This is a genomic window from Lentzea sp. NPDC051208 (assembly GCF_040682435.1).
GTDB classification, from domain to species: Bacteria; Actinomycetota; Actinomycetes; order Mycobacteriales; family Pseudonocardiaceae; genus Lentzea; species Lentzea kristufekii.
On sequence record NZ_JBFBAW010000001.1, the window covers coordinates 120,730 to 145,059 of the forward strand.

Sequence of the window (24,330 nt, forward strand, 5' to 3'; positions counted from 1 at the left end):
CACGACCGTCAGATAGTGTCAATACTCATGAGGCCTGCAGCAGTGAATCCGGCCAGCCTTCCGGCGCCGCGCGGTTACTCCCACGGCACCCTGGCCGGCACCACCCTCCACCTGGGCGGGCAGACCGCTCTCGACGCCGACATGAAGATCGTTCCCGGCGGCATCGTCGAGCAGTTCCGCCAGGCGTTCAGCAACGTGCTGACGACGTTGCGGGCGGCCGGAGGCGAGCCGGAAGACCTGGTCAGCATCACGATCTACCTGACAGACATCCCGGGCTACCAGGCGCACGGCAAGGAGATCGGCAAGGTGTGGCGGGAGCTCGCCGGTCCCGTCTACCCGGCCATGGCGGGCATCGGCTGCACCGCGCTGTGGCAGCCGGAAGCCCTCATCGAGATCCTCGGCGTCGCGGTGATCCCGGAAGACCGGCTGGTCAGGCCCAGCTGAATCGATAGCGCATTCATGATCTGCGAAACGTGAACGCGATAGTCGAGGAGGTTCGTGCGTGAAGCTCGCTTCCGTGACCGTCGGCGGAGTCCGTCGCGGCGGTGTCGTCGACGGTGAGTCGATCGCGCTGCTGTCCTGCACGGTCGACGACGTCGTGCGGGGCGCTCCGGTCGAGACCGGCGAGGTCCTGCCGCTGGCCGGCGTGCGGCTGGAGTCGCCGCTGCACCGCTTCAACCGCGACATCCTCTGCACCGGCTGGAACTACTGGGACCACTTCGAGGAGTCCGAGGGCAAGCGCGAGGGGCAGGACCCGGTCTCCCGCCCGCTGCGTCCCACGTTCTTCACCAAGGGCCCCGACACGGTGATCGGCCCCACCGACGGCATCGCCTACGACCCCTCGGTGTCCCAGAAGTGGGACTACGAGGCCGAGATCGCGATGGTCATCGGGCGGGACGGCCGTTCGATCCCGGAGGAGAAGGCGCTGGACCACGTGTTCGGCTTCCTCGTCGCCAACGACGTCTCGCAGCGCGATCTCCAGCGCGCGCACGGCGGCCAGTGGCTCAAGGGCAAGAGTCTCGACGCCACGATGCCGCTCGGCCCGTGGCTGACCACCGCCGACGAAATCCACGACCTCGGCGGGCTGCGAGTCCAGTGCGAGGTCAACGGCGTGCTGCTGCAGGACGCGACCAGCGCGCAGATGGCGTTCTCCTTCGCCCGGATCATCGCCGAGCTCAGCCACGGCATGACCCTGCGCGCCGGCGACGTGATCCTGACCGGTACCCCCAGCGGTGTCGGCAACGCCCGCGAGCCGCAGGTCTTCCTGCGAGACGGCGACGTCGTCGTCACGCGCGTCAGCGGCCTGGGCGAACTGCGCAACACCGTCACGCTGACCGACCTCGGCGAGCCGGGCGTTAAGCTCGCCGGCAGCTGATCAAGGTGAGGAGAGGGCACTGAACGTCGCGGACATGACCGTGGAAGCCGCGGCTCCCGCCGGGCGTGACCGGCTCGGCCCGCTCATCATCACGATCTTCGGCCTCTACGCGCGCGGCGAGCGCAACTGGCTCTCCGTGGCCTCCGTCGTCCAGCTCATGGCCGACCTCGGCGTGGAGGGCCAGGCCGCGCGGTCCTCGATCTCCCGCCTGAAGCGCCGGGGCGTGGTCCGGGCCGAACGCCGCGACGGCGCCGGCTACGCCCTCTCCGAGTCCACGCTGGAGACCCTGGCCGAGGGCGACACCCGCATCTTCGAACGCCGCCGCGCCACCACCGAGGACGGCTGGCTCGTGGTCGTGTTCTCCGTGCCCGAGTCCGAACGCGAGAAGCGCCACGCCCTGCGCACCAGCCTGACCCAGCTCGGCTTCGGCACCACGGCCCCCGGTGTGTGGGTCGCACCGGGCAACCTGGCCACCGAGACCCGGCGCACCCTGGAGCGCCGCGGGTTGTCCGAGTACGTGGACATCTTCACGGGCCACCACTTCGCGTTCGGCGACCTGCGCTCCAAGGTCCGCGCCTGGTGGGACCTGGACGAGCTGACCGACCTGTACGCCGACTTCCTGCGGCGCCACCGCCCCGTCCTGGACGCCGGCATCACCTCACCCGAGCAGGCGTTCCAGACGTACGTGCCGATGCTCACCGCGTGGCGCCGCCTGCCGTACAGCGACCCCGGACTCCCCCTGTCGCTGCTGCCTCCCGGCTGGAACGGCGTCACGGCCGAGGCCCTGTTCGAGCAGCTCAACTCGACCCTGAGCGCACCGGCCCGCGAACACGCGCTGGCCGTGATCCACGGTCGTTAGCCCGCGTTGCTCTGCGGCTGCGGGCACTGGCCGCCGGGGGTCGTCAGCAGCTCGAAGTGCCACATCTCGTTGGCGTAGGCCTGGCACAACCCGTAGTCCGCGCCGTGCTGGATGAGCCAGTCGTCGGCGTTCGTCGGCCCGATGTCGATCGCCTTGCCCGTGACGTGCGCGGACTTGTCCGGCGGGTGCACCCACCGCCGCGCCTCCTCCTCGCTGCGGTACAGCTCCACCGCCTCGTCCAGCAGCCGCTGCTGGTGCTCCGCGCTGCGCCAGCCCGACGTCACCCGCAGCTCGACCCCGGCGAGCTTCGCGTTCGCCGCCGCCTTCCGCACGGCGGTGAGCAGCGCGGGATCGAGGTTGGCGATGGCGGCGTGCTCGCCGTCGTCCAGCGAGATGCTCTCGTTCTTCGGGATGCTGCCGTCGTCGGTCACCTTCACCTGGACGCTCGCCGACTGCGGTCCAGCGGGTGTGCAGCCCGTCACCATCACGAGCAGCAGCACGATCCAACTTCCTTTACCAGCCACGGCTTCGAGCTTTCCCGGGCGATGTCGCCGGACGGCCAGCAGTGCGTGCGCGTTGTGCAACGAACCGTCGACTGCGTAGAACGGTGATCATGAGTTCACGGATCACCGTGTGCCGCGGCTGTTGCTGCGGCACCGAGCGCAAGCACCCCGAGGTCGACCACGATTACCAGCTCGAAGTGCTGCGCGCACGGCTCGCACCGGTGCTGGTGGCCGACTGCCTGGACGCGTGCGAGGCGTCCAACGTCGTCGTCGTGCGGCCCGGCAAGGCCGCCCGCGCCGCCGGGGCGAGGCCGGTGTGGGTCGGATCCGTGCTGGACGACGACGTGGTGCAGGACGTGATCGACTGGGTCGACGCGGGCGGGCCCGGCGTGGTCCCTCCACCGCCGTCGGTGAGCGCCCGGATCGTGCCTGCTCCCGGTGGGCGCAAGAGATGAACTACGTTGGCGGGATGGAGATCTACGACATCCCCGTCCGCACGCTCGCGGGCCAGCCCGGCGACCTGAGCGCGGTGCGGGGCAAGGTGGCGCTGGTCGTCAACGTCGCCTCGCGGTGCGGCCTCACCCCGCAGTACGCGGGTCTGGAGCGGTTGCAGGAGAAGTACGGGACCGAGGACTTCTACGTGGTCGGCTTCCCGTGCAACCAGTTCGCGGGCCAGGAACCGGGCACGTCCGAGGAGATCGCCACGTTCTGCTCGGCCACCTACGGGGTGTCGTTCCCCCTGTTCGAGAAGATCGAGGTGAACGGGCCCGGCCGGCACCCGCTCTACGAGGAGCTGACGAAGCACGCGGACGCCGACGGGACCGCCGGTGACGTGAAGTGGAACTTCGAGAAGTTCCTCGTCTCGCGCGACGGACAGGTCATCGCCCGCTTCCGGCCGAGCACCGAGCCGGAGGACGCCGCGATCACCGAGGCGATCGAGGCCGCGCTGCGATAACACTGCTTTGCCGGGTCAAGTGGCCACCAGCCGGATTTCACCCGGCGACGACACACGTCCGTGCGACTTGCCGGACCGCGACTCCCGCGAGTCGCCCTTGTCGCACCAATAGATACCTTGTCGCGCCACCGCGGTCGGCGGAACGTTGAACGGGTCCGAACCCCTTCCTTTTCCGAGGCCGCCATGACGATTCTGCGCATCACCCCGACCGAGACCACCGAACTCCTCGTCCCGACCCTGCGCGAGCCGCACGCCGATCCGGGTGAACTGCTCGCCGGCCACCTCCACGCCCCGAGAAGAGGCGAGGACTCGTCAGGCCCTCTCAGAGGCGAGGGCCCGGTCATCACGCTGAGCGAACCGATCCCCGCGGAACAGATCGACGCGACCACGCCCTACGTGATCAAGGACGCGTACGGACGGGTGCTGAGCGTCCAGGACGCGGGAAGCGGCGCCTGGGAGTGGGCGTACTTCGGCGCCTACGACAGCTACTGGACCGACGTGTTCCCGCTGCAGTTCTCCGGGAAGCCGGTCGAGAAGGCCTCTTCGATCACCATGCAGGCGCGCAACTGGCCGTTGCACTCGAACGGCACCGCGACCTCGTGGGAGTACGCCCTGTGGGCGCCGTCCGACTACGGCAGCGGCTATCCGGTGATGTCGTTCTCGGCCAAGGCCGCTCAGAAGAACCCGGACGGCGTCCAGACCTACAACCTGTCGTGGAACAACAACGGAACGACCATGAGCCTGTGCGCGGACTCCGGCTCGTGGAACTGGGCGTACGTCTCGAGCTCGCACTCCGCCGCGGCGCTCACCTTCCACAAGTTCTACGTGCAGAGGACGAAGCTGGACAGCCTGTTCAGCGCCGCGTGGCCCGATGCGAGCTACGACCTGAAGCTCAACACCGGAGACCTGTACTACCAGGCCGTCACGGCCCCGCAGGTGATGGCGACCTACCACAACTCCGGACTCGCGCAGTACAGCTGGAAGGCCAACTACTTCGACTGCGACGACTTCAGCTACGTCTACAAGGGACAGTGCTCCAAGGACGCCTACGCGGTCAGCCCGGAGTACGGCTACGCGGTCGGCATCATCTTCGGGACGACGGCGAACAGCGCGCACGCCGTCAACGTCTTCATCGACACGAGCGGCACCGTTCAGGTCATCGAGCCGCAGAACGGTCAGATCGTCCAGGGCAAGAACTGGAAGGATCCCAGCGGCGCGGCGTACTCGCCCTACTTCATCCTGATGTAGACCCGTCGTGGTGCCGGCCGCACGGCGTGAAGGCGGCAGCCCTCCCGCCACAGCGTCGGATCAGGCGAAAGTCTTCGCCAGCACCGTGTTCACGTGGCCGGCGATCTCGTCGGCCGCCTCCTCCAGGGCGAAGTGCCCGGTGTCGAGCAGCACGACCTCGGCGGCGGGCACGTCCCGGCGGTAGGCCTCGGCGCCGGCGGGGATGAAGAACGGGTCGTCGCGGCCCCAGACGGCGAGAACGTGCGGCTGCCGTTCGCGCAGCCACGCCTGCCAGGACGGGTAGCGGCCGGGGTTGGTCTGGTAGTCCCACAACAAGGACTTCATGTAGTCCACCCGCCCCGGCAGGTCGAGCACGCGCTGGTCGGCCAGTGCCTGCTCGGGGTCGATGCGCCCGGGGTCCTTCGCGCCCGCCAGCCACTGGTGCCGGGTGCCCTCGAGGGTCAGGAACCAGTCGACCGTCTCGTCGTACTTCTCCTTCTCGCTCCACCAGCCGTTCAGCGCCTCGGCGCCGGGGCCGAAGCCGTCGGTGTAGGCGTTGCCGTTCTGCGTGATCACGGCCTTGACGCGCTGGTCGTGCCCGAGTGCGATCCGGAAGCCGACCGGCGCGCCGAAGTCGAACATGTAGACCGCGTAGTCGCCGATGCCGAGCAGGTCGATGACCTTGCCCGTGACCTCGGCCAGCCGGTCGAACGTCGGGTCGCCGGGCAGCGGGTCGGACAAGCCGAAGCCGGGGTAGTCGATCGCGACGACGTGCCAGTCGGACGCCAAGCGGTCGATCAGCCGCACGTAGGCGCGGGTGCTCGACGGGAAGCCGGGCAGCAGCACGATGACCGGCCTGCCCGCGTCGCCGGACTCGCGGACGAACACCTTCAGGCCGTCGACCTCGACGTGGCGGTGGCGAATCGCGGGCATGTCGCTCTCCTCGGTTTGTTCTAATGGATAGAACGACCGTATACACGTTAGGTTCCGCGCCGCAAGCTTACAGAAGGAGAATCTGCTAACGTCTCGATTGTTGCTTCAACCGTTAGGAGACGGCGTGGTCGCCACCTTGCCCGAGTTCCAGGCGGCGGGCTTCCCCATGGGTGCCGAGCCGCTCGTGGCGCTCGACCTGGTGGACACGCACGCGCTGTGCCTGGACCCGGTCCGGGACCTGCTCGAGGACGAGGCCGCGCACGCGAAGTGGTGGGCCCTGCAGGCGGATCGGCTGCCCGACGCGACGCCACCGGCGATGAGCGCGACCCGGCGGCTCCGAGCGTTGCTTCGGGAGTTGTTCGACGCCCACCTGACCGGGCGCACGCCCGACCCGGCGCTGATCGCGGACCTCAACGCCGTCGCCGCCGCGGTGCCCACGAGCCCGCGGCTGGACGGCTGGGGAGCCGAAGCGCGGGCGGGGCTCCGATGGCACGACGACTACAACGGCCACCCGGCGCTGGCCGCGATCGCGGGTGAGGCGATCCGGCTGCTGGCCGACCGGAAACGGCTGGGCGCGCTGCGCGCGTGCGCCGATCCGACGTGTTCGATGTTGTTCCTGGCGGAGAACAAGCGCCGGGTCTGGTGCGCCGCCAACGTGTGCGGCAACCGGGCCCGGGTCGCCCGGCACTACGAGCGCACGCGCGCCTGATCGAGCGTGATCTGGTCCAGCAACGCCGCCAGGTCGGCGGGCATGGACAAGAACGGCGAGTGCGACGCCGGCAGGTGGTGCACCGAGGACGCGCGAGCGGCCATCTCCTCCTGCGCCGCGGGCGGCATCGTCTTGTCGTTGTCGCACACCAGATACGTGGACGGGATCGTGAGCCACCCGGAAGCCCTGAGCCGGTCGGTCGCACAACGGGCGCTCTGCGGCCGCAGCATCCCGGCGGCACGCTCGGCCAGCACCGGGTCGACGTCGTCGTAGAACTGGGCGACGGCATCGGGCGGAGGAGGAACCAGCTCGGTTTCGAACTCCGGCAGGCCGGCGGCCTCGCTGATCGACGTGCCCGCCTCCAGCATCCACGCCGCCAGGTAGACCACGCGGGTCACGAACGCGGACCCCGCCGTCGCCTCGGTCACCGGGAAGCCACCGTAGGAATGCCCCACCACCGCGACCGGCCGGTCGATCGCCGCGAGCGCGTGCCGGATGATCTCGGCGTCCTCGTGCAGCCCGGCGGGTGTTCCCGAGCTGGGCAGATCAACGGTGTGGGCGGTGCGGCCGAGCCGCCGCAACTCCTCCGTCACGAGCTCCCAGCACCACGAACCGTGCCACGCGCCGTGCACCAGAAGGATGTCAGGTAAGTGCATCAGTTCTCCCGCCAGGAAGCCGGAATCCTCTCACGGGCGATCGAGGACGTGCTGAACGAGGTCAGTTCGTCAACGAACCCCAGCGGCACCGGCTACGTCCACACGGGACGGAATTCGACGACCGGGGCGCCCCGCCGGCGGTCAGCACGCCGAATCCCGGCTGTTCCTTCGAGCAGGCGCCGCGGCCACCCGTTCGTGCACACGGGGTAGCGTGCCGCCGCATGAGTGCGCGCTTCCAGGAACTCGACTACCGCCAGACCCCGCTGGGTGAGCTGTCCCTGCGGCGCCGGCTCGAACCCGGCACCGGCAGGGAGATCCACGAGATCAAGCTCAACGAGGAGTTCCTGATGTCGAGCCTGTTCACCGTCGCCGAGGTCGAACTGGCCCGCCTCGCACTCGCGGAACTGGCCGGGGACTCGCTGAACGTGGTCGTGGGCGGCCTCGGACTCGGCTACACGGCACAGACGGTGCTGGAGCACCCGAGCGTCGGTTCGCTGCTGGTGGTCGACGCCCTGGGCGAGGTGATCGAGTGGCATCAGCAGGGCCTGATCCCCGCCGGGAAGACGCTGGCCGCCGACGAGCGGTGCCGGTTGGTGCACGGCGACTTCTTCGCCTTGACCCGCTCCGGCGAGGGGTACGACGAGGCCGAGCCCGGCAGGCTGTTCGACGCCCTCGTCGTCGACATCGACCACTCACCACGCCACCTGCTGCACCCGTCCAATGCCGACTTCTACACCGCGGAGGGCACTCGGCGCCTCGCCGCGCTGCTCACGCCCGGCGGGGTGTTCGCGTTGTGGTCCAACGACCCGCCCGAGGCGGAGTACACCGCCACCCTCGCGGAGGTCTTCACCGACGTGCGGGCCGAGGTCGTCACCTTCCCCAATCCCCTGCAGGACAGGGAATCGACGAACACCGTCTATCTCGCGAAGCGACGTTGATCCATTCGCCGCAACCTTCGTGATCATGGTTTGGCACTCCGAGCGAACGGGAATGGGACGACTCATGATGGCGTCGTACTGGGAGACCGCCCGGACCGGTTTCCTGGCGTTCGTGGGTGTCGGGTTGCTGGTGCTCCTGCCCCTGCTCCTGTTGCACTACTTCCGATTCCGGCGGGTCGAACCGCGGCGGGCGTTCGTCCTCTACGGCCTGCTGGCCTACGGGCTGGTCGCGCTGGCGCTGATCTTCCTGCCGTTCCCGTCCGACGTGGCGAAGCTGTGCACGGGCGAGCAGATGCTGTCCACGGTCCCGTTCCAGTGGGTCACCGACATGAGCAACAACATGGCGGCGAACGGGCGTTCCGGCGTCCTCTCGATGGTGAAGTCGCAGGCGTTCCTGCAGCAGCTGTTCAACGTCGCGCTGTTCGTGCCACTGGGTGTGGTGCTGCGCAAGGCGTACCGAAAGGGCCCGCTCGCGGTCCTCGCCATCAGCCTCGGCTTGTCGCTCGCGATCGAGGTCGTGCAGTTCACCGGCAACCTCGGCTTCTACCCGTGCCCGTACCGCATCGCCGACGTGGACGACCTGATCTCGAACACCTTCGGCGGCCTGCTGGGCTGGATGATGGCGCCGGCGGCGTTCGTCGTGCCCAGGCTGCCCTCGTCCGACGAGTCGGCCGCACCGAGCGACACCGTGACCGTGCCACGCCGGATCCTCGGCCTGATCTCCGAACTCGTGCTGGTGATCGTCATCGCGAAGCTGGTGCTGAACTCGGATCCGCGCTGGGCGGTGTGCGTGCTCGTGGCGTTCCGCGTGGTGCTGCCGGCGGCGGCGAACGGGATGACGATCGGCGGAGTGCTGCTGCGCTACCGGGTCCGCGCTGAGGACGGGTCGCGCGCCAACCCGTTCCAGCTGGCCCTGCGCGAACTGCTCGGGTTCACGGGCTTCGTGGCGTACGCGACCGTCGTGTCGCCGCTCATCGGCATCGGCTGGTGGGACCTGGCCGTCGTCGCGCTGTACGTCGGCGGCGCGTTCGCCGTACCCGTGTTCCGACGCGACCAGCGCGGATGGCACGAACAGGTGGCCCGGACGAGGGACGTGTTCGCGATGCGGGAGACCGGGTACCCCGACCGCCATGACGACGTACACGCACACAGCTGAGGCGGACATCCCGGCCGACAAGCTGTTCGGTTTCCTCGCGGAGCCGCGGAACCTGCCCCGTTACTTCCCGCAGATGACCACGGCAGAACCCGAGGGCGGCGAGCAGGTGCACGTCGAGGCCGAGGTGCACGGCCACCACGTCGAGGGCGAGGCGTGGGTGCGGCCGGACGCCGGACGGCGCACGCTCGAATGGGGCGCCGAGGGCCCGGACGACTACCACGGCGAACTCCAGATCGAGGAAGTGGCGCCGGGACGTTCGCGCATCACGGTGAGCCTGCACAGCGTGCGGGAGGCACAAGGCGACGAGGTGCAGCGCGGGCTGGAGCAGACGGTCGCTGTGCTCACCCAGACCGCGGCGGCCGACGACCGGCAGACCAACTGACCTCTCAGCGCAGCTCCATCAGATCGGTGAGCTCGGCATCCGCTCACGCGCCTAGCTGGCCGGCCGGCTGCCCCGACGCCCACGCGAACCCGTCCGGGTCGGTGAAGTCGCCGGCGCCGATCATCACGATGCGGTGCGAACCGGAGCCCTCGGGCGCAACGCCGGCGTCCTTGGCGAGCGCGCGCCGCCGGTACAGCCCCAGCTTCACGGTGCCGGCCGCGGCGAACTGGACGTACACGCGGCCGAAGCTCTTCTCCACGGCGAAGCCCTGGTCGACGTAGCACTGCCTGCTCGCGGCCACGTCCGTCGCGCCGAGCAGCAGCACGACGTCGCCGATCTCTCCGGTGGCCGGTCCGGTGTTCTTCTTGGCGGAGGTCGCGACCTTCCAGATGGTGCCGTCCGGCGCCTGCACGACCCCGCCGTAACCCCACAGCGACTTCCCGGCGCGCTTGAGCACGGTCGCGCCGGCGCCGAGCGCGCCGCCGATCAGGAGGTCGACGTCCGCGGGCTGCGCCACCGTGAGGGACAGCGTGAAGCCGCGGAATCCGGTGGCCGGTTCCTGCGAGGCCCGCAGGCGCAGGCGGGTGCCGAGCCCGAAAGCGTTGGCGTAGAAGCGTTCGGCGGCCGCGAGGTCGGCCACTTCGAGGGTGATCGCGTCGAGTGAGGTCATGCCGGAAACGCTAGGCGCCGTCCTGGGGCCGTCGCTTCTCGATTCCTGACCGACTCGCGGCCTTGCGCCGGCGCAGCACCACGGTCGCCGTCACGACGACAACGGCGACGGCCGCGATCGTGCTGCCCGTGCCGACGAGCTTCCCGACCCGGCGGGCGGTCTCCCCCGCCGTCCTCCAGCACGTGTTCGCCGAGTGGAACAACAAGGCCGTCGGCTTCGTGTCGTACGGCAGCATCGGCGGCGCACGGGCCGTGGAGCACCTTCGCCTCGTCGCGGGTGAGTTGAAGCTCGCCGACGTGCGCACCAGCGTGTCGCTGTCCATGTTCACCGAGTTCACGCACTTCACCGAGTTCCACCCGTCCGGGTACCAGGCGGCCACGCTGTCCACCATGTTCGACGAGCTGGTCGCCTGGAGCAGCGCGCTCGCGCCGCTGCGCGACCGTCAGCTCACCTCGCAGCGGACCTGAGCGTCACGGCAGCAGCCGCGGCACCACCCGCACGTAGACGACCATGCCGACCACCTCGACCAGCGTCTGCGTCACCACGACGACAGCCGCGAGGTCGTCCGGCAACGCGAGCGCGAGCGGCAGCACGACCAACGAGTTGCGCGTCGCCCCGGTGAACACGATCGCGCGTCCCGAAGTCACGTCCAGGCGGAACAACCGGGCGACGGGGAGCCCGGCGAAGGCCATCACGACCAGGAAGACCACGTAGAACGGCACGACCCGCGCGACCTGCGCCAGGTCGCCACCGAGCTTCGGCACCTGCGACGCGACCACCGCGAACAGGGTCGCGGCCATCAGCGGCACCATCGTCGTGCTGATCGTGCCGATGATCCGCCCCGCCCAGGCCTGGGTGAGCCACGCCAGCGCCAGCGGGATCACGATCAGCACGACGAACGCCTCGACGAACGGCCCGGGTTCGACGACGGCCAGGCCGGAGCCGAGGAAGAGCCACAGGTAACCGGGCAACAGCACCATCTGCGCGAGCAGCAGCAACGGCGTGGCGGCGAGCAGGCTTCGGCTGTCGCCGCCCGCCAGTCCGCTGAACACGATCACGTAGTCGACGCACGGCGTGAGCAGCACCAACAACACGCCCAGCCGCACGGCCTGATCGTCGGGCAGGAACGTGAAGAGCGCCGCCACCACCAACGGCACCACCACGAAGTTCACGACGAGAGCGGCTCCGAGGAACCGGCCTGCCCGCAGCGAACGCCCGAGCTCGGCCACCGGCACCTGCAGGAACGTCACGTACAGCAGGGCCGCCAGCACGGGGTTGATGGCGTGTTCGAGCGTCGGGCCCGCACCCGGAGCGGCCCAGCCCGCCACCGCTCCCGCGGCCAGCGCGCCGAGGTAGACCGCGACCTGGTGACGTTCGATCCCCGCGACGAACCCCGGCACGACACCCTCCTGATCAGATGATCAGGAGGGTATCCCCTGGCAGGAGCCGCTCACCCCAGGCCGGCGAAGGGCAGCGGGCACGACGGCGAGTGCGAGCAGCTGACGAGGTCGTCACAACCGGCCGAGATCGCCGCACGCAGGGTGTCGCGGACCACCTCCAGGTCCGCGATCCTCGCCTCGACCTCGCCGAGCTTCACTTCGGCGCGCTCGCGCAGCCCAGGGCGGCGGGAGCCGATCGCGAGCAGTTCGGCGATCTCGTCGAGGGCGAACCCGAGCCGTTGCGCCGCCTTGATCACGCGGATCACCGTCACGGTCTCGGGCGGGTAGAGCCGATGTCCGCCGAGCGATCGTTCCGGCGGGGCGAGCAGGCCGACGCGCTCGTAGTACCGCAGCGTCTCCCTGTTCACCCCTGCCGCCTCGGCGACCTCACCGGTGCGCATGCTCACCTCTTCGCCAGCGCGTCGAGCACCTCGGCCTGCGCGTCCGGTACCGAGATCGCCAGGCTCAGGCCGCCACCGGTCGCCGTCAGCTCGAACGTGAAGAACGAGCAGCAGCCCGTCTCCCGCACCGCCAGGTCCGCCGCCCGGGCCGCGACCTCAGGTCGTGGCTCCAGGTACAGCACCAGCCGCGTCCTCGTGGAACGGTGGCGCGCGGCACCGGCGAGCAGGTCGTCGAACTGGGCTACGCGAAACGGTCGCTCTGCCGTGGGCAACGTGCACGCTCGGGGTGCCCACCCCTCTGCTTCCTTCATGATTCGACGGTAAACCCGTACCCCGGTACCGGATGCAAGGCAGGACTCGGGAAATGGCTCCGCCACCGCGTCCGGGAGCGCGGCCCGGCTAGGCGACGTCCATCCGGAGGAATTCCTTGATGCGGAGCGACTTCGGCGGGCGCTTCACGCCCTCGGCCAGTGCCGCGAACGCCTCCGCCTCGCCCACCACGCGCGGCGCGGTCACCTCGACGTCCTCGCCGTTGACCGTGAGCGTGGCATGCCCGGCCGCCATGACGTTGCGCACCCAGTCCGAACGCGATCCGTAGACCAGGACGACCAGGTAGCCGCCATCGACCGGGTGCGCCTCCATCGGGGTGCGGTAGGGCATTCCCGAGTTGCGGCCTACGTGGGTGAGCACCGCCCACTTGCCGCTCTTCAGCGCGTGCGGGTTGAACACGCGCTTGTTGATGTGGCCCCACCATCTGGGCATAGGCATGTCGGTCTCCTCTCCTGCCCCAAGACGCGATCGAGCGCCGATCTGTTGAAGTACCGTGCGCGCGTGAAGATCACCGACGACCGCGCCTTCCCCGCCGCGCTGACCGCGCTGAGCGGCGTCGACTTCCCGTGGGAGTACGACGAGAAGGCCGACGAGCCCTCGCCGGCCAACATCGACTACGAGCCGTACGAGGAGTTCGAGTCGGCCGAGGACACGGCCGACTGGCTCAGGCAGTGGACGGGCAACAAGGATCTGGACGAGGCCGAGTTCCGGCTCTTCGGGAAGGACGGCTCGGGCGGGCTGGCCGTGCTGTGGCTGGTGCGGGAGGGGCCGCTGACCGCGCAACCGGTCATGTTCTTCGGGTCGGAGGGTGCGGTCGGGCCTGTCGCCACGAACCTCGGTGAGTTCCTCTGGTTGCTCGCGGGCGGGGTGGGGCCGCACGAGGCCGTCGAGTCCGGGGCGGACAGCGGTGTGCCGAACGAGGAACTGCGTGCCGTCGCGGAGAAGTACTCCGGGACCGAGCCGCTCACACCGGCCGAGGTGCTCGCCAAGGCTCGGGCGGAGTTCCCCGGCTTCGTCGAGACGGTCGACTCCTGGTGCCGTTAGGGCTGTGCGGGGGGAACCGGTACCCGTTCCGGTTCGCCGATGGTCTACACCACTTTGCGCACGCAGGTTACGCTCGATGAACCCTGTTGTGCCGCAAGGTAAACAGGACCTCGTCCCCCGGAGGTCTGCCCTGTGAGAAAGTTCCTCGCGGCCGCACTTCTGCTCGGTGCCGCCGTCATCCCCACCGGAACGGCCGCCGCGGCCGATCCGATCTACAAGGACCCGGCCCAGCCGATCCCGGTTCGTGTCGCCGACCTGCTGGGCCGCATGTCGCTCGACGAGAAGGTCGGGCAGATGACGCAGGCCGAGCGCAACTCGGTCAGCAACGCCGACCTGACGAACTTCCGGATCGGCTCGCTGCTGTCCGGCGGTGGTTCCGCGCCCTCGCCGAACAACGCCACGTCGTGGGCGGACATGTACGACAACTTCCAGCGCGCGGCGATCGCGACGCCGCTGGGAATTCCCATGATCTACGGCGTGGACGCCGTGCACGGCCACAACAACGTCGTCGGCGCCACGATCTTCCCGCACAACATCGGCCTGGGCGCGACGCGTGATCCCGGACTGGTGCAGCGGATCGGCCGCGCCACGGCCGAGGAGGTGTCGGGCACCGGCATCGACTGGGACTTCGCGCCGTGCCTGTGCGTCGCGCGCAACGACCGCTGGGGCCGCACCTACGAGTCGTTCGGCGAGACGCCCCAGGACGCCACGTCGATGACGACGATGATCACCGGACTGCAGGGCTCGAAGCTGTCGGACTCCGGCTCGGTCCTCGCCACGGCCAAGCACTACATCGGTGACGGTGGCACGACCAACGGCACCGACCAGGGCAACACCCAGGTCACCGAGGCCGAGCTGCGCGCGACGCACCTGCCGCCGTTCCGCGACGCCATCGCCAAGGGCGTCGGCTCGGTGATGATCACCTACAGCAGCTGGAACGGCACGAAGCTGCACGGGCACAGGTACCTGATCACCGACGTGCTGAAGAACGAGCTCGGCTTCAGCGGCCTCGTCGTGTCGGACTGGAACGCAATCGACCAGATCGACGGCCAGCCCGGTTTCACCGCCGCCGAGGTGCGCGACTCGATCAACGCCGGCCTCGACATGATCATGGTGCCGACCGCGTGGCGCCAGTTCATCACCTACCTCAAGCAGGAGGTGCAGGCGGGCCGCGTGCCGATGTCGCGCATCGACGACGCCAACCGCCGCATCCTCACCAAGAAGTTCGAGCTCGGCCTCTTCGAGAAGCCGCTGACCGACCGCACGTACACGCCGACCGTCGGCAACGCCGCACACCGCGCGCTGGCCCGCGAAGCCGTGCGCAAGTCGCAGGTGCTGCTGAAGAACCAGAACGGCGTGCTGCCGCTGTCGAAGACCTCGTCGAAGATCTTCGTCGCGGGCAAGAGCGCGGACAACATCGGCTACCAGAGCGGTGGATGGACGATCTCCTGGCAGGGCGGCAGCGGTCCGGTGACGCCGGGAACCACTGTGCTGCAGGGCATCCGCTCGGCCGTGTCCGCGTCCACCACGGTGACGTACAACCGCAACGGCACCGGCATCGACGGCACGTACCAGGCCGCGATCGCCGTCGTCGGCGAGACCCCGTACACCGAGGGCGCGGGCGACCGGCCGGGCGGTCTGGGGCTCGACGCCGAGGACATCGCGACCCTGAACACCCTGCGCGCCACCGGTGTCCCGGTCGTGGTGGTGCTCGTGTCCGGCCGACCGCTGGACATCGCGGCGCAGCTGCCGCAGTGGCACGCCCTGGTCGCGGCCTGGCTGCCGGGAACCGAGGGCAACGGCGTGGCGGACGTGCTGTTCGGCGACCACAAGCCGACCGGCACGCTGCCGTTCACGTGGATGCAGAGCGCCTCGCAGCAGCCGATCAACGTCGGTGACGGCAAGGCTTCCCTGTTCGCGCACGGCTTCGGCTCGCAGTTCCCCGCCACGCAGAACGCCTACGGGATCATCGGTGCCTCGTACTACGACGAGCAGCGCGGCACGCAGGTCGAGCGGTGCACCGACTCGGGCTGCGGGCAGAACGTCGGCTACCTGACGCCGGGCGACCACGTGGCCTACGCGGACGTCGATTTCGGCGCCACACCGCCGACCTCGGTGACCACGCGGATCGCGTCCGGCTCCACGGCGAACGGCACCCTGCAGTTCCGCCTCGACAGCCCGACCGGCCCGCTGGTCGCGACCGTCTCGGCGGCGAACACGGGCGGGTGGCAGACGTGGACCAGCCGCACCTCCGCCGCGTCCGGGGCGACGGGCGTCCACCGGCTCTACCTGGTGGCGACCGGCGGCACGGGCGGTGACCTGGCGAACGTGAACTGGTTCCAGTTCGCCCGCTAGAAGCTGACGGCTGAACGGGGTTCCGGGCGGGAGCCCCGTTCAGCCTTGGCCCGCACGACACTTCGCCAAGCGCACCAGCCGAGGAACGCGAGGCCCAGCCAGACGTAGGTGTTGCCGACGAGGTGCTGCCACCAAGTCCACGCCAGCTCCTCGTCCCCCGCAGTCGGCAGAAGCCAGTGCGGGCCGACCGCGAACACCGCGCCGACCGCGATCCGCACGCGGCCCTTCAGCAGCAGCAACGCGGGCGCGATCCACACCCAGTGGTGCGACCAGGACACCGGCGAGATCAGCAGACCCGCTGCCGCGACCGCGACGAGCGCGGTGAGGTCGTCACGCAATCGCGGCAGCAGCACGATCGTCAACGCGAGCAAGGCCACCGCGCCGCAGAGCCACACGAACTCCGGGACGCCGAGCCGGAACAGCAGCCCGCGCAACGACTGGTTCGCGCTGTAGGACAGGCCGCCGACGCGCTCCGGGTCGAGCATCGCGTGGAACCAGAACTGCTTGGACTGCCCCGGTGCCAGCACCCAGCCGAGCAGGCCGCACGCCGCGAACGTCGCCACAGCGGTCAGCGCGGGCCGCCACCGCCCGCGGGACAGGAAGAACAGCACGAAGATCGCCGGGGTCAGCTTGATCGCGGCGGCCAGTCCGACCAGCAGTCCGCGAGGCCACGGGGTGCGCGGCAGCAGGCAGTCGGCGGCGACCAGGCCGAAGAGGATCAGGTTGACCTGGCCCATGTCGAGGGTGATCCGCAGTGGTTCGAGCAGCAGGCACAACGCGACCAGGCCGAAACCCGCCCACCTGCGGACCGCCGCCGTGAAGAGACCGATGCCCGCGGCCGTGAACAGAACTGCCGTGAGAGCCAGGGGAAGTGGCGCCAGAGCGCCGAACACCATCGCCGCGAAGGGCGGATAGGTGAACGGAAGTCCTCTCGGGCCGTGGAAGTCCGCGGTGTACAGGCCGGTGCCGGCGAGCCACGCCTCACCGCCGGCGAGGTACACGCGCAGATCCAGCACACCGGTGCCGAAGCTCCGCACCAAGACCCGGACGAGCAGACCGGCAACCGTTGCGCCCCAGAGGTTTCTCACAGCACAGAACACTGCTGTGCGACGAGGTTCCGCCGGATCGGCCGGAGAGCACGAAGATCATGGCCGTTGAGACGGCCCGCGGAGCGGAAACTGGCCACCTGGCCACTGGTCAGTCGGCCACCACGTGCGCACGGAACGCCCACGCGACGATCTCGACGCGGTTGCGCGCCCCCACCTTCGCCTGCACCGACGCCAGGTAGGCCTTCACCGACGACACCGAGACCTTCAGCGAGGCCGCGATCTCGTTGTTGCTCAGGCCTTTCGCCACGTGCCGCACGACGTCCAGCTCGCGCTCGCTGAGGACCTGGGCGTCGGCGTTCGCGACCGGCGGCACCGACCGGCGCAGCACCCGCAGCACCACCTGCGGTGACACCAGGACGTCACCCCTCGCCGCCGATCTGACGGCCTCGGCCAGCAGCCCGGGACTCGCGTCCTTCGTGAGGAACCCGCACGCGCCGAGGTCCAGCGCCTTGTTCAGCACCTCGTCGCTGTCGAACGTGGTGACCACCACGACGCGGGTGTGCGGGGCCAGCTGCCGCGTGACCTCCAGCCCGTCGAGCCCCGGCATCCGCACGTCCACCAGGCACACCTGCGGTTCCAGTTCGCGAGCCCGCTGGACCGCGGTGATCCCGTCCGGCACGTCGGCGACCACGCTGATGTCGGGCTGCGCCTCCAGGATCAGCCGGAACCCGGCCCGCACCATGTCCTGGTCCTCGGCGATGAGCACGGAGATCACGCACGCACCTCCAGCGGCAGCTCGGCGGTGACGAGCCAGCCCTCCCCCGTGGCACCCGCGAAGAACCGCCCGCCCAGCTCGTGCACCCGTTCCCGCATACCGACGAGCCCGAACCCGCCCGAGTGCGGAGGTGTCACCTTCCCGTTGTCCACAACGGACAGCAGGACCACGTCCGAAGTCAGCCGCACGTCCACTTCCACACTCGTCGCGCCGAGGGCGTGCTTGCGGGCGTTGGTCAGGGCTTCCTGGACGATCCGCAGCACCGACCGCCCCAGCTCCGGCCGCACGTCCGCGGTCAGCTCGACGTTCGTCCGCACCGGCAGTCCCGACCTCTCCGCGAGCCGGTGCAGGTCGGCCGCGAGGTCGGTGGTCGCGGTCGCGGCCCCGTTGTCCCGCAACGTCCTGACCATCGCGCTCATGGCCCCCAACGCGTCTGTGCCGCCCTCGACTATGCCCGGCAGCATCTCGCACGCCTTGTCCTTGTCCTGCGCCGCCACCACGAGCGCGGCCTGTGCCTGCACCAGCATGCCCGTGACGTGGTGCGCGACCACGTCGTGCAGCTCCCGGGCCATGTCGAGGCGTTCGTCCCGCCGCGCCCGCTCCTCGGCGGCCGCCGCCAATGCCGCCCGTGACCGTTCCCGCATCCGCAACAGCAGCCCGCCGGCGGCCATGATGATGCTCAGGATCAGCATCAGCTGGACGGCATCCGCGCGGGACAGCGAGATGTGCGGACGGTAGAACGCGGCGTGCTCGGTGACCACCACGAGCGCCGCGACCGACGGCACGGCCACGAGCACCGGTGTGCGCCACGCGTGCGCGAACACGAGAACCAGCACGACCGTCGACTCGGCGATCGTGTACACGGGGTGGTCGAACCACGTTTCGCCGACGCCGGGGCCGCTGATCAGGAGCAGCGCCCGGTCGAAGCCGATGATGCGTCCCGTGACCGCGAACACGACAGCGACCATGACGACGGTGGCGATGATGAGCGGTCTGCCGCGTTGTTCCCCCACGCCACCGATCGTAGGAGCAGGTCCGGCCACCCGGCCTCGACCGTCCAGCCGAGCCGGGTGGCCAAGTGGTCAGGCGGCGCCGATCGCCTCGTCCAGAACGCTGATCCCCAGCGCCAGTTCCTCCTCGGAGGCGGTCAGCGGCGGCGCGATCCGGAACACCCCGCCCATCCCCGGGATCTGCACGATGTTCATGTGCAGCCCGAGGTCCAGGCACTTCTGGGTGATCGGCGCGGACAGCGACTCGTCCGCGATCTCCAGCCCCACCAGCAGCCCACGCCCGCGGACGTCCGTCACGAGATCGTGCTTCGCGGCGATGTCCTCCAGCCCGTTGCGCAGGAACGCCCCGAGCTTCGCCGCGCGCTCGTCCAGCCGCTCCTCGACGAGCACGTCCAGCACCGTGTTGCCGACCGCGGCCACCAGCGGGTCCGACACGTGCGTGGTGAAGAACAGGTAGCCGCGGGCGTGCGCCTCCGCCTCGATCTCGGCGGACGTGATCACGGCGGCCAGCGGCAGCCCGGCACCCAGGGTCTTGGACAGCGTCAGGATGTCCGGCACCACGCCGTCGCGCTCGAACGCGTACCAGTTGCCCGTGCGGCACAGCCCGGTCTGCGCCTCGTCCATGATCAGCAGCATCCCGCGCTCGCGGCACTTCGCGGACAACGCGGCGAAGTAGCCGAGGGGCGGTTCCAGGATGCCGGCCGACGAGAGGATCGGCTCGACGATGCAGGCCGCCAGCGAGCCGACCGACTGCGCGTCGATCAGGTCGAACGCCAGGTCGAGCTGCGTCTGCCAGTCACCGGACGGCGCCGGGATCGCGAAGTTGCCGGGGGTCGCGGGCCCGTAGCCCTTGCGGCCCGCGCTGTAGGTGGCGGCAGCCGCGGCGGCGGTCATGCCGTGCCACGAGCGGGCGAACGCCACCACCTCGTACTTGCCGGTCACGAGCTTGGCCATGCGCAGCGCGGCCTCGTTCGACTCGGCGCCGGTGGTGAGCAGCTGCACCTTCGACAGCGACTCGGGCAGCGTGTCCGAGAGCCTGCGGGCCAGGTCCACGACCGGGCGGCTGAGCATGCCGCTGAACAGGTGGTCGAGGTTCGCGATCTGGCGCTGCACCGTCTCGACGATGCGCGGGTGGGAGTGGCCGAGGATCGCGCTCATCTGCCCGGACGTGAAGTCCAGGACGCGGCGGCCGTCCTCGGTGAACAGGAAGCTTCCCGACGCGCTGTCGATGATCTCCCGCGTGAACGTTCCGCCGTAGCGGACGAGGTGGCGGTCGACGTCGTCCCAGAAGGTGTCCATGGGAGAAAGCTACGAGCGGGTGAGCATCAGGTCCATCTCACAATTCCACGCTCGCTGTTCGGAAATACTGCACAGCATGACGCTCAACCCGTGGCGCCTGCGCCTGCTCAGCCAGCTCGACGCGCTGGGCACCGTGCGGGCCGTGGCGCAGGCCGCGAACCTGAGTGCTTCGAGCGTGTCCCAGCAGCTCGCGGTGCTCGAAAGCGAGACGCGCACGCAGCTGATCGAACGGACCGGGCGGCGCGTGCGCCTCACGTCGGCCGGGCTCATCCTGGCCAGGAGGGCGCGGTCGATCCTCGACCAGATGGACGCCGTCGAGGCCGAGCTGAGAGGCCTGAACGACGAGCCGTCGGGCCTCATCCGGCTCGGCGCGTTCCAGAGCTCGATCCACACGCTCGCCGTGCCCGCGATCCAGAGCCTCCACTACCCGCACCTGCACGTCGAGATCGTGGAACTGGAACCGCACGCCAGCATGCCCGCGCTGCTCGCCGCGGAGGTCGACGTGATCATCACGACCACCGACTTCGTGGAGCTGCCGGTACCGCGCGACGTCGACGTGGTGCCGCTCGGCCAGGACCCGATCGTGCTGATCACGCCGCCGAACCACCCCGCGGCGGACGTCGCCGCGTGCAAGGACGAGCCCTGGGCTTTCGACATCCCCGGCTCGTACATGGCGAAGCTCGCGACGCGGCTCTGCCGGCAGTCCGGGTTCGAGCCACGCGTGGTCGGCCGGTTCAGCAACTACATGCTCACGCTCAAGCACGTCGAGGCCGGTCTGGCGGTCGCGGTGCTCCCCGCGCTGGCCGTCGACCGCCGGTTCGACGTGGTCACGAGGGAGCTGCCGGTGACCAGAAGGATCACCGCCGCCGTGCGCCGTGACTCGCGCGCCGCGATCACCGTCGTGCTCGACGCCCTGCACACCCGGTCGCAGTCGGACGAGAGGTGATCATGAGCCGGTCCGGTTCCAGCATCTGGACGTAGTTGAGACGTCACCTAAACTCGGGAGGAGACCCGATCGAGGAGGAAACGGTGCCGCGGAAGTCAGAGCCGTTGCGAAAGCTGGGTTTTCTCACCATCGGACTGTTCGACGAGCACGATCCCGGCGCGGGTCACCGGTCCACGCTGGACGTGATCGTGCTGGGCGAGGAACTCGGGTTCGACAGCGCGTGGGTGCGGCACCGGCACCTGCAGTTCGGCATCTCGTCGCCCGTCGCGGTCCTGGCCGCCGCGACCCAGCGGACCAGCCGGATCCAGCTCGGCACCGCCGTCATCCCGCTGGGCTGGGAAAACCCGCTGCGGCTCGCCGAGGACCTGGCCACGGTCGACGTGCTGTCCGGCGGTCGGCTCAACCCCGGCATCAGCGTCGGGCCTCCGATGCACTGGGACGACGTCAAGCACGTGCTCTACCCGGAGACCGCGGACGTCGAGAACTTCAGCTACGACCGCGTGCAGCGGCTGCTGGACTTCGTGGGCGGCGAGAAGGTCGCTTCGTTCAGCGGCGTCGAGGGCATCGAGGTCTGGTCGGACCGCGTCCAGCCGCACTCGGCCGGGCTGCGCGACCGGATCTGGTACGGCGGCGGCAGTCTGCGGTCGGCGAGGTGGGCCGGCGAACACGGCCTGAACCTGCTGGCCAGCAACGTCGTGCAGTCCGAGGAGTCCGAGGACTTCGCCGAGATCCAGCGCTCGCACATCCGGACGTTCCGCGAGCACGGTGGCCGCCGCGTCTCCCAGGGCCTCGTCGTGATCCCGACCGACTCGGCCACACCCGAGCAGCGCGCCAAGTACGAGGCCTACGTCGAGGGACGCGCCGGGCGGATCGGCAAGCCGTTCGGCCCGCGCAAGTTCATGTTCGAGCGCGACCTGATCGGCACGTCCGCGGAGATCGCCGAGCAGCTGTACGCGCACCTCGCCTTCCAGGAGGTCGACGAGGTGGCGTTCGCGCTGCCGTTCAGCTTCGCCCACGAGGACTACGTGCAGATCCTCACCGACATCGCCACGAAGCTCGGCCCGGAACTGGGCTGGTCACCCGCTTAGGGCCTGTATCGAAGTCTGGTTCGATGAGAGTCGCGCTTGAGGCCCGGCTATCGCGGATCAGACTTCGATACAGGCCCTAGCGCCCACCAGGTGTCCATGCGCGGCACCGACCTCTTGTCACCCTGTTCCACGCGATCGGCGTGGAACAGGAACCCGGCGATGCCCGCCGTCCCCTGCATCCAGCCGATCCCGGGCGGCAGCAGCGGGTCGTCGTTGCGGTGCTCGGTGAACCGCCGGCACACACCGGCCCCGTCCGGGACGGCGCGCTCCACCACGACGTCGGCGAGGTGGAGCGCGAAGTCCGTGTGCTGCCCGGAGTCGAGCAGCATGTCGCCGACCCCGGCCGTGCCGCAGCAACGGCCGTCGTTGTCCCAGAAGCCCGGGTACTTCCGTTCCGGCAGGCCGGAGACGCGAATGCTGTGCAGGCAACGGCGATGCCACTCCGTCACGTCCACACCGGCCACCTCGGTCACGCCCGCGTGACGCAACGCCTGCCAGAGCAAGGAGGTTCCGGTCGGACCGTGACACCAACCGTAGGAGAACCGTTCCAGCTCCTCCAGCTGCGGAAGGCGTAGCGGGACGCGGAAGCCCTTGTCGGAGGTGTCCGCCAGCGTCACCAGGTGCGCGGCGCCGGCGGTGGCGGCCTCGACGAGGTCCGGAAGCTCGAACTCCGCACCGGCCAGGGCGAGCGCCGTCGCGATACCCGACAGGCCGTGCGAGAAGTTCGGCATCTCCGTTGGACGACACAAGACCGCACCGGTACCGCACGCCAGTTCGACCCGCCGGGCGCCTCCTCTCGTTCCGCCGGCAGGATCGCGGCAGCGACGCCGGCGAGTTCCTCCGCGCCCTCCACCCCGTGACGACGTGCCCACACGGCACCGAGCAGCACCCCGGCCGTGCCCAGCGTCAGGTCGTGAGGGCGTGCACCGTCCTGATAGCGCGGCGGGCTGTAGTGCTCGTGCGCCCAGCCGTCCGGTGTGGACAGTTCGAGCAGCCTGGCGACGGCCGCGCCGGATCCGGGAGCGTCGAGCGCGGTCAGGACCCCGATCGCACTGACCAGTCCGTCGAAGAACGAGCAGTCGGTCACGGTGCCGACGCCCGCACGCACCTGCTCCGCGATGGTGTCGGCCAGCCGTCGTTCCTCGGCGGTCCACTCGCGGACCTGACGGATCTCCGCCAGCGCGTGCGCCAGCCCGCCGACACCCGCGTACATGCCGTCGCGCTCTTCCGGAGCCAGTTCCTCGCCCACGGCTGCCGGAATCGACGCGAAGTCGTCGTAGCGCACCTGGTCCAGCACCCATCGCCAAGCGTCCTCGGCGGTCCCCCGGTACGTCCCCACCCGTCGATCATTACATTGGCGGAGGTGACTGTGCAGCGAACGCTCGCGGCCGCCGGGCTCACGGACGCGAAGACGACACCGCTGGGCGGCGGCACCTACAACTCGGTGTTCCGCGTGTCCGCCCGCGAGGGCGAGTTCGTGCTGAAGGTGGCGCCCGGCGACCAGCCCGGCCTGACCTACGAGCGGCACCTCGTGCGCACCGAGGCGATGTTCTGCACGCTGGGCTCCGCGGTCGCGCCGGTGCCGGAGGTCGTGTACGCGGACGACACCGCGCTCCTGGCCACCTGCCTGCCGGGCCGTCCCGTCTTCGGGCGGTCCGATGTCGACCGTCCGAAACTGCGCCGCGAGCTGGGGCAGGCGGTGAGGGCGCTGCACGAGGTGACCGGGCCCGGTTTCGGCTATCCCCAGCTCGGCCTGCACGACACGTGGACCGAGGCGTTCTTCGGGATGTTCGACGCGGTGCGGGCCGACGCCGAACGCTACCGCGTGCGACTCCCGACGGCCGACCTGCGCCGTCACGCCAAGGCGTTCGACGAGGTGAGGCGCCCGGCGCTGGTCCACTTCGACCTGTGGGACGGCAACGTCCTCGCCGACACCGGGCTCACCGGAGTGGTCGACGGCGAGCGGGCGTTCTGGGGCGACCCGGTCGCGGAGTTCGTGTCGCTCGCGCTGTTCGGGTCGATCGAGGACGACGCGGACCTCCTCGCGGGCCACGGCTTCGAGTTCACCGACTCGGCACGCGTCCGGCTGGCCGCCTACCAGGCGTATCTCTACTCGATCATGCTCACCGAACGCGTCCCGCGCGGCAGCACCGACCAGGAGATGGAGCGCGTGATCATGGACGCGCTGACGCGCGCACTGGGCGTTCTCGCCTGATCGCGGCGGGTGATCT

At 69.8% G+C, this 24,330-nt stretch carries 30 protein-coding genes and 1 pseudogene; 17 read left to right on the top strand and 14 right to left on the bottom strand.

Annotation, left to right across the window (positions count from 1 at the left end; translation table 11 throughout):
• Positions 1-27 precede the first annotated feature (27 nt).
• Genes AB0M48_RS00275 through AB0M48_RS00285 form a run of 3 tightly spaced genes read left to right on the top strand, consistent with a single transcriptional unit; the run spans position 28 to position 2,234 of the window.
• The gene (locus tag AB0M48_RS00275) at positions 28-444 is read left to right on the top strand and encodes a RidA family protein (RefSeq protein ID WP_363834652.1); all 417 of its coding nucleotides are present in this window, start codon (positions 28-30) and stop codon (positions 442-444) included.
• A 58-nt stretch (positions 445-502) separates the two neighbouring features.
• On the top strand, positions 503-1,375 hold the full coding sequence (locus tag AB0M48_RS00280) for a fumarylacetoacetate hydrolase family protein (protein WP_363834654.1): 873 nt from the start codon (positions 503-505) through the stop codon (positions 1,373-1,375).
• Between the two features lie 34 nt (positions 1,376-1,409).
• A complete protein-coding gene (locus AB0M48_RS00285) occupies positions 1,410-2,234 on the top strand; it encodes a PaaX family transcriptional regulator C-terminal domain-containing protein (RefSeq protein WP_363834657.1) in 825 nt (274 codons plus the stop codon).
• Here the strand turns inward: AB0M48_RS00285 and AB0M48_RS00290 are convergent.
• Positions 2,231-2,734, bottom strand: a complete 504-nt coding sequence (locus AB0M48_RS00290; protein WP_363834660.1) for a M15 family metallopeptidase — start codon at positions 2,732-2,734, stop codon at positions 2,231-2,233. The genes AB0M48_RS00285 and AB0M48_RS00290 overlap by 4 nt on opposite strands.
• A gap of 113 nt (positions 2,735-2,847) precedes the next feature.
• Here AB0M48_RS00290 and AB0M48_RS00295 point away from each other — a divergent pair, with 113 nt between their 5' ends.
• The 3 genes from AB0M48_RS00295 to AB0M48_RS00305 all read left to right on the top strand — a co-directional run bounded on the left by AB0M48_RS00295 (position 2,848) and on the right by AB0M48_RS00305 (position 4,940).
• Positions 2,848-3,192: a hypothetical protein gene (locus AB0M48_RS00295; protein ID WP_363834662.1), complete on the top strand. Its 345-nt coding sequence runs from the start codon at positions 2,848-2,850 to the stop codon at positions 3,190-3,192.
• Positions 3,193-3,206: 14 nt separating this feature from the next.
• A complete protein-coding gene (locus AB0M48_RS00300; protein ID WP_363834664.1) occupies positions 3,207-3,692 on the top strand; it encodes a glutathione peroxidase in 486 nt (161 codons plus the stop codon).
• A 183-nt stretch (positions 3,693-3,875) separates the two neighbouring features.
• Positions 3,876-4,940 (top strand): lectin MOA-related protein, encoded by a 1,065-nt coding sequence (locus tag AB0M48_RS00305; protein ID WP_363834667.1) that lies wholly within the window; start codon positions 3,876-3,878, stop codon positions 4,938-4,940.
• Between the two features lie 60 nt (positions 4,941-5,000).
• Here AB0M48_RS00305 and AB0M48_RS00310 read toward each other — a convergent pair whose 3' ends face one another.
• Positions 5,001-5,852 (bottom strand): alpha/beta hydrolase, encoded by an 852-nt coding sequence (locus AB0M48_RS00310; protein ID WP_363834671.1) that lies wholly within the window; start codon positions 5,850-5,852, stop codon positions 5,001-5,003.
• 124 nt (positions 5,853-5,976) lie between these two features.
• Between AB0M48_RS00310 and AB0M48_RS00315 the strand changes: the two genes are divergently transcribed.
• Positions 5,977-6,561 carry an ABATE domain-containing protein gene (locus AB0M48_RS00315; RefSeq protein WP_363834673.1) on the top strand — a complete coding sequence of 195 codons (585 nt, stop codon included), beginning with the start codon at positions 5,977-5,979 and terminating at the stop codon, positions 6,559-6,561.
• Here AB0M48_RS00315 and AB0M48_RS00320 read toward each other — a convergent pair.
• Positions 6,540-7,217, bottom strand: a complete 678-nt coding sequence (locus tag AB0M48_RS00320; protein ID WP_363834675.1) for an alpha/beta fold hydrolase — start codon at positions 7,215-7,217, stop codon at positions 6,540-6,542. The two genes, AB0M48_RS00315 and AB0M48_RS00320, sit on opposite strands and share 22 nt — an antisense overlap.
• A 221-nt stretch (positions 7,218-7,438) precedes the next feature.
• Between AB0M48_RS00320 and AB0M48_RS00325 the strand changes: the two genes are divergently transcribed.
• From AB0M48_RS00325 to AB0M48_RS00335, 3 genes are read left to right on the top strand one after another with little or no spacing between them, the layout of a single operon-like run.
• Positions 7,439-8,155, top strand: a complete 717-nt coding sequence (locus AB0M48_RS00325; RefSeq protein WP_363834678.1) for a spermidine synthase — start codon at positions 7,439-7,441, stop codon at positions 8,153-8,155.
• Positions 8,156-8,207: 52 nt separating this feature from the next.
• Positions 8,208-9,311: a VanZ family protein gene (locus tag AB0M48_RS00330; RefSeq protein ID WP_363834680.1), complete on the top strand. Its 1,104-nt coding sequence runs from the start codon at positions 8,208-8,210 to the stop codon at positions 9,309-9,311.
• The gene (locus AB0M48_RS00335) at positions 9,286-9,693 is read left to right on the top strand and encodes an SRPBCC family protein (RefSeq protein ID WP_363834683.1); all 408 of its coding nucleotides are present in this window, start codon (positions 9,286-9,288) and stop codon (positions 9,691-9,693) included. The genes AB0M48_RS00330 and AB0M48_RS00335 overlap by 26 nt, the downstream gene beginning before the upstream one ends.
• 43 nt (positions 9,694-9,736) lie before the next feature.
• On the opposite strand, the gene AB0M48_RS00340 is transcribed toward AB0M48_RS00335, so the two are convergent.
• Positions 9,737-10,363: a glyoxalase gene (locus tag AB0M48_RS00340; RefSeq protein ID WP_363834686.1), complete on the bottom strand. Its 627-nt coding sequence runs from the start codon at positions 10,361-10,363 to the stop codon at positions 9,737-9,739.
• A 62-nt stretch (positions 10,364-10,425) separates the two neighbouring features.
• Between AB0M48_RS00340 and AB0M48_RS00345 the strand changes: the two genes are divergently transcribed.
• Complete coding sequence (locus AB0M48_RS00345) at positions 10,426-10,830, top strand: NAD(P)H-dependent oxidoreductase (protein ID WP_363834688.1); 405 nt, start codon at positions 10,426-10,428, stop codon at positions 10,828-10,830.
• A gap of 3 nt (positions 10,831-10,833) precedes the next feature.
• Here the strand turns inward: AB0M48_RS00345 and AB0M48_RS00350 are convergent, their stop codons facing one another.
• The 4 genes from AB0M48_RS00350 to AB0M48_RS00365 all read right to left on the bottom strand — a co-directional run bounded on the left by AB0M48_RS00350 (position 10,834) and on the right by AB0M48_RS00365 (position 12,971).
• Positions 10,834-11,763, bottom strand: a complete 930-nt coding sequence (locus AB0M48_RS00350; protein WP_363834690.1) for a bile acid:sodium symporter — start codon at positions 11,761-11,763, stop codon at positions 10,834-10,836.
• Positions 11,764-11,813: 50 nt separating this feature from the next.
• Positions 11,814-12,203, bottom strand: coding sequence for a MerR family transcriptional regulator (locus tag AB0M48_RS00355; protein WP_363834692.1), 390 nt, complete (start codon positions 12,201-12,203; stop codon positions 11,814-11,816).
• Positions 12,204-12,205: 2 nt separating this feature from the next.
• Complete coding sequence (locus AB0M48_RS00360; RefSeq protein ID WP_363834694.1) at positions 12,206-12,514, bottom strand: hypothetical protein; 309 nt, start codon at positions 12,512-12,514, stop codon at positions 12,206-12,208.
• Positions 12,515-12,602: 88 nt separating this feature from the next.
• On the bottom strand, positions 12,603-12,971 hold the full coding sequence (locus tag AB0M48_RS00365) for a nitroreductase family deazaflavin-dependent oxidoreductase (protein ID WP_363834696.1): 369 nt from the start codon (positions 12,969-12,971) through the stop codon (positions 12,603-12,605).
• 63 nt (positions 12,972-13,034) lie between these two features.
• Between AB0M48_RS00365 and AB0M48_RS00370 the strand changes: the two genes are divergently transcribed.
• The 3 genes and pseudogenes from AB0M48_RS00370 to AB0M48_RS00380 all read left to right on the top strand — a co-directional run bounded on the left by AB0M48_RS00370 (position 13,035) and on the right by AB0M48_RS00380 (position 15,932).
• Complete coding sequence (locus tag AB0M48_RS00370; protein ID WP_363834699.1) at positions 13,035-13,577, top strand: SMI1/KNR4 family protein; 543 nt, start codon at positions 13,035-13,037, stop codon at positions 13,575-13,577.
• A gap of 132 nt (positions 13,578-13,709) precedes the next feature.
• Positions 13,710-15,518, top strand: a pseudogene (locus AB0M48_RS00375) (glycoside hydrolase family 3 protein); the annotation flags it as partial.
• A gap of 27 nt (positions 15,519-15,545) precedes the next feature.
• Positions 15,546-15,932 carry a carbohydrate-binding protein gene (locus AB0M48_RS00380; protein WP_363835879.1) on the top strand — a complete coding sequence of 129 codons (387 nt, stop codon included), beginning with the start codon at positions 15,546-15,548 and terminating at the stop codon, positions 15,930-15,932.
• Here AB0M48_RS00380 and AB0M48_RS00385 read toward each other — a convergent pair.
• From AB0M48_RS00385 to AB0M48_RS00400, 4 genes are all read right to left on the bottom strand, one after another.
• Positions 15,929-17,020 (bottom strand): glycosyltransferase 87 family protein, encoded by a 1,092-nt coding sequence (locus AB0M48_RS00385; RefSeq protein WP_363834702.1) that lies wholly within the window; start codon positions 17,018-17,020, stop codon positions 15,929-15,931. The genes AB0M48_RS00380 and AB0M48_RS00385 overlap by 4 nt on opposite strands.
• Positions 17,021-17,129: 109 nt before the next feature.
• Positions 17,130-17,756, bottom strand: coding sequence for a response regulator transcription factor (locus AB0M48_RS00390; RefSeq protein ID WP_319983652.1), 627 nt, complete (start codon positions 17,754-17,756; stop codon positions 17,130-17,132).
• Positions 17,753-18,769 (bottom strand): histidine kinase, encoded by a 1,017-nt coding sequence (locus AB0M48_RS00395; RefSeq protein ID WP_363834705.1) that lies wholly within the window; start codon positions 18,767-18,769, stop codon positions 17,753-17,755. The genes AB0M48_RS00390 and AB0M48_RS00395 overlap by 4 nt, the downstream gene beginning before the upstream one ends.
• Before the next feature lie 69 nt (positions 18,770-18,838).
• The gene (locus AB0M48_RS00400; protein ID WP_363834708.1) at positions 18,839-20,065 is read right to left on the bottom strand and encodes an aspartate aminotransferase family protein; all 1,227 of its coding nucleotides are present in this window, start codon (positions 20,063-20,065) and stop codon (positions 18,839-18,841) included.
• Positions 20,066-20,141: 76 nt separating this feature from the next.
• Here AB0M48_RS00400 and AB0M48_RS00405 point away from each other — a divergent pair, with 76 nt between their 5' ends.
• Positions 20,142-21,011: a LysR substrate-binding domain-containing protein gene (locus tag AB0M48_RS00405; RefSeq protein ID WP_363834711.1), complete on the top strand. Its 870-nt coding sequence runs from the start codon at positions 20,142-20,144 to the stop codon at positions 21,009-21,011.
• A gap of 83 nt (positions 21,012-21,094) precedes the next feature.
• On the top strand, positions 21,095-22,099 hold the full coding sequence (locus tag AB0M48_RS00410; protein WP_363834714.1) for an LLM class flavin-dependent oxidoreductase: 1,005 nt from the start codon (positions 21,095-21,097) through the stop codon (positions 22,097-22,099).
• 47 nt (positions 22,100-22,146) lie between these two features.
• On the opposite strand, the gene AB0M48_RS00415 is transcribed toward AB0M48_RS00410, so the two are convergent.
• Both AB0M48_RS00415 and AB0M48_RS00420 read right to left on the bottom strand, forming a co-directional pair.
• A complete protein-coding gene (locus AB0M48_RS00415) occupies positions 22,147-22,830 on the bottom strand; it encodes a lanthionine synthetase LanC family protein (protein WP_363834716.1) in 684 nt (227 codons plus the stop codon).
• Positions 22,713-23,384: a hypothetical protein gene (locus AB0M48_RS00420; RefSeq protein WP_363834718.1), complete on the bottom strand. Its 672-nt coding sequence runs from the start codon at positions 23,382-23,384 to the stop codon at positions 22,713-22,715. Before AB0M48_RS00420 ends, AB0M48_RS00415 begins: the two co-directional genes overlap by 118 nt.
• Before the next feature lie 78 nt (positions 23,385-23,462).
• Between AB0M48_RS00420 and AB0M48_RS00425 the strand changes: the two genes are divergently transcribed.
• Positions 23,463-24,314 (top strand): aminoglycoside phosphotransferase family protein, encoded by an 852-nt coding sequence (locus tag AB0M48_RS00425; protein WP_363834720.1) that lies wholly within the window; start codon positions 23,463-23,465, stop codon positions 24,312-24,314.
• The last annotated feature ends 16 nt before the right edge of the window (positions 24,315-24,330 follow it).

What these genes read in the sequence shown, in the direction of transcription:
- AB0M48_RS00405 (WP_363834711.1), top strand. Translation starts at nt 20,142, where the DNA reads ATGACGCTCAACCCGTGGCGCCTGCGCCTGCTCAGCCAGCTCGACGCG.
- AB0M48_RS00340 (WP_363834686.1), bottom strand. Translation starts at nt 10,363, where the DNA reads ATGACCTCACTCGACGCGATCACCCTCGAAGTGGCCGACCTCGCGGCC.
- AB0M48_RS00325 (WP_363834678.1), top strand. Translation starts at nt 7,439, where the DNA reads ATGAGTGCGCGCTTCCAGGAACTCGACTACCGCCAGACCCCGCTGGGT.
- AB0M48_RS00335 (WP_363834683.1), top strand. Translation starts at nt 9,286, where the DNA reads ATGACGACGTACACGCACACAGCTGAGGCGGACATCCCGGCCGACAAG.
- AB0M48_RS00300 (WP_363834664.1), top strand. Translation starts at nt 3,207, where the DNA reads ATGGAGATCTACGACATCCCCGTCCGCACGCTCGCGGGCCAGCCCGGC.
- AB0M48_RS00295 (WP_363834662.1), top strand. Translation starts at nt 2,848, where the DNA reads ATGAGTTCACGGATCACCGTGTGCCGCGGCTGTTGCTGCGGCACCGAG.
- AB0M48_RS00330 (WP_363834680.1), top strand. Translation starts at nt 8,208, where the DNA reads ATGGGACGACTCATGATGGCGTCGTACTGGGAGACCGCCCGGACCGGT.
- AB0M48_RS00305 (WP_363834667.1), top strand. Translation starts at nt 3,876, where the DNA reads ATGACGATTCTGCGCATCACCCCGACCGAGACCACCGAACTCCTCGTC.
- AB0M48_RS00365 (WP_363834696.1), bottom strand. Translation starts at nt 12,971, where the DNA reads ATGCCTATGCCCAGATGGTGGGGCCACATCAACAAGCGCGTGTTCAAC.
- AB0M48_RS00360 (WP_363834694.1), bottom strand. Translation starts at nt 12,514, where the DNA reads ATGAAGGAAGCAGAGGGGTGGGCACCCCGAGCGTGCACGTTGCCCACG.
- AB0M48_RS00275 (WP_363834652.1), top strand. Translation starts at nt 28, where the DNA reads ATGAGGCCTGCAGCAGTGAATCCGGCCAGCCTTCCGGCGCCGCGCGGT.
- AB0M48_RS00285 (WP_363834657.1), top strand. Translation starts at nt 1,410, where the DNA reads ATGACCGTGGAAGCCGCGGCTCCCGCCGGGCGTGACCGGCTCGGCCCG.
- AB0M48_RS00320 (WP_363834675.1), bottom strand. Translation starts at nt 7,217, where the DNA reads ATGCACTTACCTGACATCCTTCTGGTGCACGGCGCGTGGCACGGTTCG.
- AB0M48_RS00415 (WP_363834716.1), bottom strand. Translation starts at nt 22,830, where the DNA reads ATGCCGAACTTCTCGCACGGCCTGTCGGGTATCGCGACGGCGCTCGCC.
- AB0M48_RS00355 (WP_363834692.1), bottom strand. Translation starts at nt 12,203, where the DNA reads ATGCGCACCGGTGAGGTCGCCGAGGCGGCAGGGGTGAACAGGGAGACG.
- AB0M48_RS00400 (WP_363834708.1), bottom strand. Translation starts at nt 20,065, where the DNA reads ATGGACACCTTCTGGGACGACGTCGACCGCCACCTCGTCCGCTACGGC.
- AB0M48_RS00310 (WP_363834671.1), bottom strand. Translation starts at nt 5,852, where the DNA reads ATGCCCGCGATTCGCCACCGCCACGTCGAGGTCGACGGCCTGAAGGTG.